General features: G+C 62.4%; 9 protein-coding genes. All 9 read left to right on the forward strand.

The genetic code is table 11. The annotated features are described in order from the left end of the window. The first annotated feature begins 29 nt into the window (after positions 1-29). The 9 genes from O6Y00_RS17810 (at position 30) to O6Y00_RS17850 (ending at position 12570) form a co-directional block, all read left to right on the forward strand. On the forward strand, positions 30-1775 hold the full coding sequence (locus O6Y00_RS17810) for a sensor histidine kinase (RefSeq protein WP_353443907.1): 1746 nt from the start codon (positions 30-32) through the stop codon (positions 1773-1775). Then, positions 1775-3124 (forward strand): sigma-54-dependent transcriptional regulator, encoded by a 1350-nt coding sequence (locus O6Y00_RS17815; RefSeq protein WP_353443908.1) that lies wholly within the window; start codon positions 1775-1777, stop codon positions 3122-3124. Before O6Y00_RS17810 ends, O6Y00_RS17815 begins: the two co-directional genes overlap by 1 nt. Positions 3125-3689: 565 nt before the next feature. Beyond that, on the forward strand, positions 3690-5117 hold the full coding sequence (locus tag O6Y00_RS17820; protein WP_353443909.1) for a Shedu immune nuclease family protein: 1428 nt from the start codon (positions 3690-3692) through the stop codon (positions 5115-5117). Next, a complete protein-coding gene (locus tag O6Y00_RS17825; protein ID WP_353443910.1) occupies positions 5114-5611 on the forward strand; it encodes a GNAT family N-acetyltransferase in 498 nt (165 codons plus the stop codon). The genes O6Y00_RS17820 and O6Y00_RS17825 overlap by 4 nt, the downstream gene beginning before the upstream one ends. A gap of 334 nt (positions 5612-5945) precedes the next feature. Further along, positions 5946-6716, forward strand: coding sequence for a hypothetical protein (locus O6Y00_RS17830; RefSeq protein ID WP_353443911.1), 771 nt, complete (start codon positions 5946-5948; stop codon positions 6714-6716). Between the two features lie 669 nt (positions 6717-7385). Continuing rightward, the gene (gene dcm / locus O6Y00_RS17835; protein WP_353443912.1) at positions 7386-8603 is read left to right on the forward strand and encodes a DNA (cytosine-5-)-methyltransferase; all 1218 of its coding nucleotides are present in this window, start codon (positions 7386-7388) and stop codon (positions 8601-8603) included. A gap of 3 nt (positions 8604-8606) precedes the next feature. Continuing rightward, positions 8607-9059 (forward strand): very short patch repair endonuclease, encoded by a 453-nt coding sequence (locus tag O6Y00_RS17840; RefSeq protein ID WP_353443913.1) that lies wholly within the window; start codon positions 8607-8609, stop codon positions 9057-9059. Positions 9060-9357: 298 nt separating this feature from the next. Beyond that, positions 9358-10653, forward strand: a complete 1296-nt coding sequence (locus O6Y00_RS17845) for a type II restriction endonuclease (protein ID WP_353443914.1) — start codon at positions 9358-9360, stop codon at positions 10651-10653. A gap of 36 nt (positions 10654-10689) precedes the next feature. Continuing rightward, positions 10690-12570: a sigma-70 family RNA polymerase sigma factor gene (locus O6Y00_RS17850; RefSeq protein WP_353443915.1), complete on the forward strand. Its 1881-nt coding sequence runs from the start codon at positions 10690-10692 to the stop codon at positions 12568-12570. The last annotated feature ends 32 nt before the right edge of the window (positions 12571-12602 follow it).

The raw sequence follows: 12602 nt of genomic DNA on the forward strand, positions 1-12602 counted from the left end.
GAACGGGACCGCGTGCTATGGTGTCAACGATGGATACGGCAATCGGCATCATCGCCTATGTCGGCGCGCTTGGTTTAACTACGGTCGCGAGCCTCATGCTCGCGCTGTTCGTCGCGACGCGCGCGCGCGCGCTACCGGGTTCGGCGTTGCTCGCGCTGTTCCTGGTCGGCGTCGCGAGTTGGAGCATCGCGCAGGCGATCCCCGCGATCGTCGGGCCGGCCGCGACGCCATTCACCGCGACGCTGATCGCGCTGTCCCCCCTGCCCGCCGCGGCGTTTGTCCACTTGGTTTTTGCGTTCGCGCTGTGCGGCACGCTGCGGCCCGTCGCGATCGCGAGCTACGCGATCTCCGGGTTTGCTACGACCGTAGGCCTGATATTCGGAGTGGGTGAGGTCGTGCCGTGGCACGGCTTCCCTGGCATGTTCGTGCCGTCGATCGTTGGCTGGGGCGTGCTGGGTCTCGCCGGCCTGTTGTCGGTGATCGGCCATCTCCGTCTCGCGCAGACCTGGGTGCAGCAGCAAGGGCAGCATCGCCGCCAAGCCGGCGCGGTATTCGTCTCCAGCCTGATCGGTCTCGTCGCACTCACCGGCTTTACCTTCCCCGCGCTTGGGATCGACGCCTATCCCTGGCCAGTCCTGCTGCTACCGCTTTACTCGGTCGCCTTGGTCTACGGAATCCTGCGGTATCGCTTCATGGCGACGGATCTTTGGGCTCGGCGCGGGCTCGTCTGGATTCTGCTCGTGGCGCTGGCGGGAGCGGTCAGCGCAGGCATCGCCACGGTGCCGCTCGTGCTGGCCGGCCGGCCGGCTGGCCTGTTAGCGACCTGGGCAGCGCTCGCCGCGACGCTTGCGCTCGGCATCCTCGTGCTCGCCCCGCTCAAGCGGCTGGCTGATGCGGTCGTGTTTCCCGGCGGCCGGGTCAGCGACGCCGACGTCGCCGGCTGGCGCGACCAGCTAGCCGGAGCGACCGACACGACGGAACTCGCGACGATCGCCAATGTGTTGCTCGCACTGCGGTTGAACTTGCCCGTCGTCGACGACGGTCCGTCATTGGCGGTCGCCGGCGAAACGGTGACCCTGCGTGGCTGGAACGATGCGCCGCCAGCGACACGCCACGTCGTCGACCGATTCGCCGGGCTCGTCGGGGAAACTGCGCGCCGCCTTGCAGCCACGCACCGGCTGGTTGATGCCGAACGCCAAGCCAGGATGATCGAACTGGGCGAACTGGCCGCGACCGTCGCGCACGATCTGCGCAACCCTCTCGGGATCGTGACAATGGCAGCAACGGGTGCCCCGTCCGAGGTGCGCGCCGAAATCAGCGAACAGGTCGCGCGGATGAATCACCTCGTCAGCGACATCCTCGATTATTCGCGTGCCTGGACGGTGGTGCCGCAGCCCATCCGCCTGATCGAGCTCGTCGGGCAGATGGGTGTTGGACTCGAAGTGCCTGAGGACCTGAGAGTCATGGCTGACCGCCGGGCGCTCGTCCGAGTGCTCACCAACCTCGTGGACAACGCGCGCGCGCTCGGCACGAACGTCACCATCGTTGCCGCAGAGGGCCCCCCTGTGATCATCGACGTCTGCGACGACGGGCCCGGCATCGCTCCCGAGATCGTCGACAACCTCTTCCGCCCGTTCGTTTCGCGCCGTCCCGGAGGCACCGGCCTGGGCCTCGCCATCGTCCGCCGCATCATGGAGGCGCATGGCGGAACCGTTACGCTCGCTCGACGGCCTGGCTGGTCGACCTGCTTCCGTCTTACCTTCGGAGATTTGTAATGAGCGGCATCCTGCTGGCCGACGACGAACCCGCCTTCCAGCGCCTCACCGGCGCGTGGCTGCGCGGTCTCGGCCATGACGTCCGCGTGGTCGGCGATGGCGACGCCGCCCGTGCCGCCTTTACCGAGGCACCCGCCGACCTCGTCCTGCTTGATCTCGCGATGCCACCGCACCATGATCCAGAGGCCGGGCTGGCGCTGATCGCCAGCTTCGCACCTGCGCCCGTCATAGTCATGACCGGCCATGCCGACCACGCGCTTGCGCTGAAGGCGATTGATGCCGGCGCATGGGATTTCCTTGCCAAACCCGTCGACCCCGACATCCTGCGCATCGTCGTCGCCCGCGCGATGGAACGCGCGGGCCTCGCGCGCGAACTCGCCGCGCTCAAAGCTCGCGACACCGGTGCCGAGGACATGGGACTTATCGGCACTACGCCGGTGATGGCCGCATTGCGCGACCTGATCCGCCGGATCGCACCGACCCGTCTGCCCGTTCTGGTGCTCGGTCCAAGCGGTACCGGCAAGGAACTGGTCGCCCGTGCGCTCCACTGTGCCTCCCCACGCGCCGACCGGAAGCTCGTGCCTGTCCATTGCGGTGCGATCCCGCCCGAGCTGCTCGAAAGCGAACTGTTCGGCCATCTCAAAGGCAGTTTCACCGGCGCGACGAGCGACCGTCCCGGGCTCGTCGAGACCGCAGCTGGCGGCACGCTGTTCCTCGACGAAATCGGCGAGATGCCCGCGGCCATGCAGGTCAAGCTGCTCCGCTTCCTGGCCGACGGCAGCTTCCAGCCAGTGGGCGCGCGCGAGCCGCGTATCGCGGACGTCCGTATCGTCGCCGCGACCCACCGCGACCTCGCTGCCTGCGTTGCCGACGGCAGCTTCCGCGAAGACCTGTATTACCGACTGAAGGGCGTCGTTCTGCGCACGCCGTCACTCGACGAACGCCCGACCGACGTGTCCCTGCTCGCCTCTATTTTCCTACGCCGCGCCAGCGACGGCACCGGCCAGTTCACACCGGACGCGCTGGACTGGCTGGCGAAACGGCGCTGGCCCGGCAACGTCCGTGAACTGCGCGCGGCCGTCGAATGTGCGGCTGCGTTGGCCCCTCGATCGGCAACCGGCGTCGATGTCGGCGCAGCCGATCTCGCCTTCGCCGTCGGCGACGCTGTCGCGGACCTGCCAACCATCGGCACGCCACAGACGCTCGAGGGCGAGATAGCAGCGCTTGAGTACCGCCGTATCACCGAGGCGCTGGTACTGACCGGCCATAACCACACTCACACCGCCCGCAACCTCGGCCTTTCGCGGGTCGGCCTGCTGAAAAAGCTAGATCGGATGGGACTACGCTAGGTTCGTCGACTGTCAGTCCATAGGCGCTGAACAGAGTACGGCAGTTTTCACCTTGCCCGATACTGAGACCCAGAACGCGACATTCAGACCGCCAGCCTGGCTTCCCGGAAGCCGACATTTGTTAATGTGATCTGTCGGTGCTCACAGCGACCAGATATTTCACGCCAAACGGCGAGATGTGGGACTTTTCGGCCGTCCCGGGCACACCCGTTGAATGGCAGCTATTGTCAGGACCAGACATCCGGCGCTGGACGACACAGTATCGCGGAATGAGCAAGACTGACTCATTGTGTTCCGGCAGCTATCGAGCGTCCCCGCGGCGATATTGACGGACAGAACGTCGATGACTTCACCCATTCTCATCCCTACACCAACCTCTCGGGGGCGACACAGTACACAGGGGGATGCGTGGTGTCAGAAGCACTTGCGATCATGAGTAGTGGGGCCAACTTCCGTCGCGTCTTGCACATCCACGCGAGGCGTTCGACCGCCGTGCTGCCGTCTATGGGATCGCCGCCCGTGGTTGACAGACCCGCCGCCCCACAAAAATCGGAAGCGCGATAGGATGCCGTCAATCCGCCCCTCGGTGTTCAACCAGCGCGTACGCGCCGACGGTGGCCCGTTCTTGATCATCGAACCTTGCGAGGAGCATGAAGGCTTCAGCATCGACGTGATCTTCACCGATACGCCGCCCGCCGAACGGACTGGCGATTATCCGTGCGAACGGATCCTCAACGTGTCCCCCGACCTGTTGCAGATCTACCCGATCAACGTCCGTGCCGACCGCCCGGATTATCTCAAGCCGCGCTATGGCACGCTCGAGACGATCGCGCTCGGCCGGCGGCTCGACGAACCCTATCCGATCCCAACAACACCCGAGGAGGTCGAGGGTCTGTTGGAGCTGCTGCCTGACGGCTTCGCTAGGGACTTCCGGCTAGGTCTCGGGCTGCTCTGGGAATATCGTTCGATCTGCGAAGCGCTCGGCGCGCAGGGCCATGTCAAATTGTTGGTGCTGCATGGGGGGCATGAGGCGACGTTCGACCCGCCAATGTTCGTTCTTGGGATCCGCCGCTTCCATGAGATGCGCAAGGAGATCAACCGAATCAGCAACCGCTATCAGCGCGATGCGCGGCGCGACAAGCAGCTGCACGCCTATCACGAGCTGTTCCACGCGGCCGATCCCGCGCTGTTCCCCCAGCAGAAGAAGACGCTGCGCGCCGATGCGATCGCCGACGCGACAGGCGGCGGCCGCGATCGCGTCGTACTGTCGAAGCGTGATCGCCGCGCGACGGTCGGTCTCCTGCGCTCGAACCTCGAGGCGCTGGCCGAATCCGAACCCGACGCACTATTGTCGCTCAAGACCGAGATCGAGGAGGTCACGCTCGAGCAGTTGATTTTGCGGTTCACGGAGATGCTCGAGAAGGCGTTGCCCGAGGCAAAATGGCAGAGCTTCCTCACGCAGAACCCGTTCATTCTCAGCCTTGCGTTCTCGGTGCCGGCGCTCCTAGTCGAAGAGCAGGCCTATGCTGGCGGTAAGCGCCTGAGCGGACGCGGCGGGGTAGTGACGGACTTCATCTTGGCGTCGGCCTCGACCGGCAATCTCGCCATCGTCGAAATCAAGCGGCCGACGACGGAGCTGCTCGGCGCCAAGCCCTATCGTCAGGACGTGTACGCAGCGTCGGCCGAACTGTCGGGCACTATCGCGCAGGTGCTCGACCAGCGCGTGAAACTGCAACGCCAGCTTCCGATGCTGAAGGAAGACAGCGGTCGCGGCGATATTCAGGATTACGGGATCCGCTGCATCATTGTCGCCGGCCGAACGCCCGACAACGGCCCGCAGCGCCGCTCGTTCGAACTGGTCCGCAGCACGATGACCGGAGTCACGGTGATCACGTTCGACGAGTTGTTGGGGCGGCTTCAGGAGATCCGCGCAGCGCTCGGGGCGAGGATTGAGCCACCGGCACTAGGCTCCACGCCCTGGAACCGCTCATGAGTGGTTCTCCCACCATACGCGCGGCGCTACCCGAGGACTGCAGCGATACGGAGCGCGAGCGCTTCTTCGACTTGGTCGTGGAAGGCGGCGAGGTTGGCGGCGCTGTGCTGGCAACCAATATCGCCGAAGCGCGCATCTTGGTGATGCTGATCGGTGCTGGGGATGTATGCGGCATCGCCGCACTCAAGCGCCCACGCAAAAGCTACCGTGACAAGACGTCCGCCAAATCAGAGGTAAATCTTGACGCGGCGGCTTTCCCCTACGAGCTGGGGTATGTCTATGTCCTGCCCGCGCTCCAAGGACAAGGTCATTCCCACCGTCTGATTGCGGCGGCGCTCGACCATAGCGCAGGCGTGGGCGTCTTCGCCACGGTCCGGATGGACAATGGCCGGATGTGCGCCACACTTGAAAAGGCCGGTTTCGTGGCCGCTGGCAAACGCTATCCGGGACGTCATAAGCAGCCGATCGGCGCCCTGCTACGCCCGGCCGCCTAGTTATTCGCGCAGCAAGGCTCACTAGCGATCTTTGTCATCCGCTGACCCAACAGCATCATTATTTGCCTCAATTCTACCAGCGTCGCTGGACCGGCGCTGACGGGAAATTGATCGTCTTAACCATCTGACATCTGTGAACCCTACGCTTTAAGATAAGGGCTCCAGGGTGATGACCCAACGCCTTCTGTTAGCGGCGGATTAAAACCATCGGGAAAGCGGACGCCGGTTCAGACGCAGCCGGGGTTGATTGCAGCCGAGCTTTGACCGAATTGAAGACGTGCTCAACGAAGATCATAGGCGCCGCGTGGCTCGGCTACTGCGAGGCGAACGTCGGGTGACTGATCTTGATCGATTGTTTGCTGATTTACGAATGGCGACGCCAGGACGAGCAAGCGTGCAGGAGATTGGACACTTCGCAGCGCATCGCGGGGAGAGGGATACGGGAATCAGTCTTCAACGCGCTAACTATATTCAGACGAGCGCACGATTGTGGCAGCGGCAGATGAACGGAGAGCGGCCGAGCATCGAGGCCATCGGGGAAGCAGGTCGTGCGAACTTCGCCATCATGCCGGATTCTAAGATTCGTGAAAAGGTCGGCCTCTCACGTCAGACCGCCACCCAATCGTTCTCGAAAGGCCTAAGAAAGCTGTCAGCTGGAAAGCCGTTAAAAGCGCGCGAAGCCGACGTGGTGCAGGTCTTTGGCCTTAGTATGATGTGGCAATATGCTCTCGATGATGCGCTGCTCGTCAACGATTTTACCGACTTGCTGGTTGCCGACGGAGCGTTAGCCTCAGACTCCCGAACCGACTTTGAGAAGGTTCACACTTTCATTAGCCTGTATGCACTCTCCATCATGCATGGGTCAAAACTTAAGCTGATAGACGGCGAACTCGCCCAACTGCGACTAGCTACATCCGACGCAGGTCTCCTCCGTATAACGGCCGAAATACCTTTCGTTCAAACGCCCATTCCCATGATGACGATCGTTCCGCTCTTCGAGTCTTCTTTGGCTGCCTCTCAGCATTGTGATCCGAGCTTGTTGGTTACGCAGGTCAGCCCATTACCAGTCGACATTGAGGACGGTCGTTTGATCGCGTTGGCATAGTTATATGATGATTATACCGGAATCGGAGACTTGAAGAATGGACGGCTGGTCGAGTCTTAATGCCAATGCTTGATAAGCTGTTGTGGCGTCGCCGCATGACCCACAACCGGACGCTTAGGCGCCATCACCGCTCACCCAACTTCGGCCGCTTGTTAATGCGGATCGGCGTTAAGTTGGGGGGCGTTGAGTGTTCCCCAAGAACGAACCCAAGAGGCTCAGCGCATCGGCGCCCAAGCCAGTAGCCCGGAACACGTCAGTGCAGTCGAACTGCTCAATAAACGCCTTGCAACATGCCGCCGCGCTGAGGCGGCAGTACTTGAGTTGGTCGTTTCTGAGCTGGCAGGCTGACCAGCATCGTGGCTGCAGGGGAAAGTTCGAAAACGGCCAACGTTCTCACACGCTATCACCGGCGAAGGACGGGAGCTGTCGCGCAGATAGACGCCCGGCTTTCGCAGTCAGAGCGTCCCGGTTAGCACGGCGCTCACACCGGGATGCGGGCCGGCTAGCTCTGAAGACATTCTGAGGTTCGAGGCATGCAGCGGACGGCAAAAGATTGCGTTAGCCAACCTTCCCCATGAAAGAACAAATAAAGAACTTTTATTCTACTAGGTATCTTGCCATCTGGGTCAAATCACGACACCTTGTCAAAAATCGCCCCAGAGGATATTCATGCATAACGAGCTTTCAGCCCTTCGTATACAGGCCGGCCTCTCCATCGAGGAGCTGGCTCTGATGACCGGCTACAGCGCCCGGCAGGTTTACCGATGGGAAAACGGCGAGGGCAAACCACGGGAGGCAGCGCTTGGCATTTTGCGGTCTATGGCAGCAGCCGCACCTGTGGAGAAAAGCCGGTTCAATTTCATCGACCTATTCGCCGGCATCGGCGGCCTTCGTAAGGGTTTCGACGCGATCGGCGGCCACTGCGTCTTCACCTCCGAGTGGAACAAATACGCGCAGCAGACCTATACCGCGAACCTTCGCGACAATCACCCGCTGCACGGCGACATCACCGAGATCCATGCCGCGGATATCCCTGAGCATGACGTGTTGCTGGCGGGGTTCCCGTGTCAGCCCTTTTCGCTTGCCGGCGTATCGAAGAAGAATTCGCTCGGCCGCCTGCACGGCTTCCTCGATGAGACGCAGGGGACGCTGTTCTTCGATGTCGCACGAATCCTCAAGGCTAGACGTCCCGCTGCTTTCATGCTGGAAAATGTCAAAAACCTCACCAGCCACGACAAGGGCCGGACGTTCGAGGTCATCATTAAGACGCTGACCGAGGAGCTTGGCTACAAGGTCTGGCACCGTGTCATCGACGCCAAACATTTCGTGCCGCAGCATCGCGAGCGGATCGTGATCGTCGGTTTCCGTGACGACGTTCCCTTCTCGTGGGACGATCTCAATTTGCCTGCGAAAGGCAGCAGGCTGCTCAAAGACATTCTGCATCCGGGCGACGGATCCGAAAAACCGGAGGGCGCCTACACGCTCGGCGAAGATGCGATCGTGAACGGTAAATACACGCTGACCGACAAGCTCTGGCAGTATCTGCAGGGCTATGCCGATAAGCATAAGGCTGCCGGAAACGGCTTTGGCTTCGGACTAGTCACCGGCAACGATGTCGCGCGAACGCTCTCCGCCCGTTATTATAAGGACGGGTCTGAAATCCTGATCAGCCAGGGTAAGAAGATCAACCCGCGTCGGCTGACGCCTCGGGAATGCGCGCGCCTGATGGGGTATGGCGATGATTTCCGCATTCCGGTCTCCGATACCCAAGCGTATAAGCAGTTCGGAAATTCGGTCGCGGTGCCAGTCTTTCAGGAAGTCGCGCGTATCATGCAGCCGCATATTCAGGCGCTGGTCGACGCCGCTGACCTGCGCGAAGCCGCCTGACGCTTGGCGGACGTTCACGATGCCGCAACCCGGAGCCGGAACATGGCGGCCATCAGGGGCAGCCACACCAAGCCCGAGCTACTGGTAAGACGCGCATTGCATGCAGCCGGGCTGCGCTACCGGCTGCATGCAAAGGATCTGCCGGGTAAGCCTGATCTAGTCTTTCCGCGACACCGGGCCGTCGTGTTCATCAACGGATGCTTCTGGCACCAGCACGACTGCCATCTGTTCAGATGGCCCGCGACGCGCGAAGAATTCTGGCGGACGAAAATTGGGCGGAACGTAGACAATGATGCGAAAGCCGTCGCCATCCTGCGGGAAGCAGGCTGGCGTGTGGCTACGGTCTGGGAATGTGCGCTGAAGGGCCGGACCAGACCGGACTTCTCTGTAGCAATGCTCGACCTCGCGACATGGATAAGAAGCAGCGAAAACATGATAACGCTGCGTGGTGCTTAGCGCCGTTTCACCGTGCCTTTAGGGTTGTCCGTTTTCGCCTGCCCTTGCAACTACGAGGACTTTCTCAGCACCCGGGACCGGCTGCAATCTGCCGTGGTCCTCCAGTTGCGCCTGCCCCGAGCCTGAACGGCGTGTCGCCAGCCTTCCGGAACGATTCGGCTCTACCGGCCGGAAAGCCCCGCCTTTCTTCCAAATAGCCACAGGTAATAAGGTCAGTATCTGCACCGAAAAGTGATGCGGATCGAGGGAGATTGGTTACACTCGTGCGCTAACGAAAGTAGCTGAGATCGGGGGACGGGTGGCGGATAATCTTCTCGAATGGATGAATGCCTATGCCGGCGGCGATCGCGTCTGGTACGTGAAGCGTCTCTCCGGGAACGATACGCTGGCCAATCACAGCCATCAGGCGGGTCCGTATATTCCGCGCGATTTCCTGTTTGGCATTTTCCCGGAGCTAAACCGCCCCGATTTGAAAAATCCCGACATCAGATTCGACCTGTCGGTAGATTCGCATCCGGACAGCCGGACAGTGCGCGCAATCTGGTACAATAACCGCTTCCACGGCACGGCAGCGAAGCGCGGGCGCGACGAAACGCGTGTGACCGGTTTCGGCGGTGCCGCATCGGCGTTGCTCGATCCCGAGAATACAGGTGCGCTGACCGTCTTCGCGTTCAGCGTAGCCGGGCAGGCGACGCCGTCCGACTGTCATGTTTGGGTGTGCCGCGACGCGGCCGAAGAGGATCTCGTCGAGGAGCGCGTCGGACCGGTCGAGCCTGGCCGCTGGCTGATCTGGCCGGCCGCCCAAGCCGAACTTTTTCCCGTAACTTCTCTTGTCCGGACAAGCTGCTGGCTTGAGGACACCGAGATTCCGGAGGCGTGGCGGCTCAGGTTCCCGGCCGGCGCCGACATCATCCGCAAAGTCAGCGAAATGCGGGACGACACCCGTCTCGCCCCCGACAACCGCCTGCTGCGTCGGCGCGAGTGCGAATTCGAAATATTCCGGAGCGTCGAACAGGCGATTGAGCTGCCGCATATCCTGGCCGGGTTCACAACGATCGGTGCCTTTCTCGCACGGGCGCAAACGGTTCTGCAGCGCAGAAAAGCCAGATCCGGGAATTCGCTTGAACTCCATGCGCGCTCGATCTTTCTCGAAGAGGGTCTGTCCGAAGGCCTGCAGTTCTCGCATCAGCCGGAATCGGAGCCGGGTAAGAAGCCCGATTTCCTTTTTCCCTCGGCCGAAGCCTATCGCGATGCGTCGTTCCCGGCGGTGCAGCTCCGCATGCTGGCGGTCAAAACGACCTGCCGCGACCGGTGGCGTCAGATACTCAATGAAGCCGACCGGATTCCGACGAAGCATCTGCTGACGTTGCAGGAGGGGGTGTCCGAGGCACAGTTCGCAGAGATGACGAATGCCGGTGTGCGCCTCGTGGTGCCCGCAGGACTGACCGCAAAATTCCCAAAATCCGTCCAGCCAGCGCTGCAGACTCTTGAGAGTTTTATCGGCGACGTTCGCGGCCTGGACGAGGTCAGCACAAACGGTCACCCCGCACACCCGTCGAAGCGAGCCGTTTCCGGCGAACGGTCCGGTGCGTAAGTGGCGACTGTCGCTAACATGAATCCGTTATTTCGTATGGCACTCCTGAAGGGGTCGCTGACCTCGGTGCTTCTGCATGTCCGGCGCGGGACGCCGCTCGACAGCCGTGACGACAAAGGTATGACTCCGCTCATGCTGGCGGCCGCGGCGGGACGGGCCGAGATCTGCCGGCTGCTGCTCGAAGAAGGTGCTGATCTCACGGCAGATCATAGCGGTCGCACCGCTGCCGACCTAGCGCTGCACGCCGGGCACCCGCATCTGGCCGAGGTACTCACGGTTCCGTCGCCCCGCGCCGTACCCGCGGTAGTCGCCGCGCAGAATAAAACCTTGAGCGAACAGCCGTATGACGAAGGCGATACCTGGGAAGCCGAGGAGGTCTTCGAAGCCGCTGCGGCAGATGCCACCGTTTTCAGTCAGCTGATCGAGACACAGGCCGCGATCTCCTCCGCCAGAGCGCTCAACCCGGATGCCGACTGGCAAGACATCGCGATCGAGCTGCCTGCCATAGCGCCCCTGACTGGCAGCGGGGCCAGCGCGCGGGCCCTGCGGATGATCGGGGAAGCGGTGCGCGATCCTCTCGTCGGATGGCCGAACCTTGCGGAAGTGGCCCGGCGCTTCGCGGGCCTTGGAGCGCTGCTCGAAGATCTGGGTATCTCCACCGGAGCGACGGACTTCGAGACGGCACTGCTGGGCGGATCGGAGCCATTTCGCGCGCACCACGACGAAGCGGCTGCGATCTGGATCGCCGAAGCCGTCGAGGCACTCCGGATATGGCGGCCGGTCACCGAGCTTTACCAGCTCGAAGTGTCGCAACTTCCCGTCCCCGACCGCAACGCCGAACAGTCGATGTTCAGAGCACTGCGCGAGGCGAAGCGTCAGGTGATCGGTGCGCTGCTTCAGGCGCTTCCGTTCGCCGGACACTGCCTTGGCGCAGCTGAAGCCGGCCACGATGACGAAGCGGAGTGGTCTGCAGAGGATGGCCCGGCTGAGCTTTCCGCGGACGATGTGGACGATGCGCCGGAGCAGAGCCTTGCAGCCGCGCTGAAGGCGGTGCGCGACGGCACGCGCAAAGCTGATGCCGGGGCCATGATAGATCTCGACCTCGATCCTCATCTGGTCGCCATGTTCGTGACGGCGCTGGCCGGAGATGTCGGGGGGGGCGCGTTACGGAGCCAGCTGATGGCCCTGACCGCTAAGTATCTCGGCATTCGCGACCGGGTGACCGAAGCTAATCTGTTTCTCGTAATCCGCTATGCAGGCCGGTCGATGCGCCCGGGCGTCCTGCTTGAGGATCTGGTGCAGGATGGCAGCATCGGGCTGATGCGCGCGGTCGAGCGCTTCGACGTCGGCCGGGGTAATCGCTTCATGACCTATGCAATCTGGTGGATCCGCCAGGCGTGTTCGCGAACCGCTGAGGATCACGCCCGCACTATCCGCATCCCGGTTCATATGAATGAGCAGGTCCAGCGCGTCGCCCGCGCCCGGACAAGGCTGAACGAAAGCCTCGGGCGTCGGCCGCGCACGGACGAACTGGCCACGGCGATCGGCGTGTCGCCACAGAGAGCCGCACTGCTGGACGGTCTGCGGCACCGCACGATCAGTATCGAATCGGCTGGCGTCGGCACGATCATGAGCCGGCTGGTGCACGAAGATGAAGCGACTCCGTTCGATGCCGCCGTTGCGAAGGAACATCGGAGGATAATTGCCCGCACGCTGGAAACGCTGACGCCGCGCCAGGAACACGTCATCCGGAGCCGGTTCGGTTTCTCAGGACTGGAAGAAAAGACGCTTGAAGAGGTTGGAACCATGATGTCCGTGACCCGCGAGCGAATTCGTCAGATTGAAAGCAAGGCTCTGAAAGTTCTGGAAAAACGGTCGTCGGCGACGACGCCGCCACTGCGAGTACTGTTTCGATGACCACCCGTCCTAGCTCAAGGAATGCCCCGCCG

This window comes from Sphingomonas faeni, assembly GCF_040407565.1.
Taxonomy (GTDB): Bacteria; Pseudomonadota; Alphaproteobacteria; order Sphingomonadales; family Sphingomonadaceae; genus Sphingomonas; species Sphingomonas faeni_F.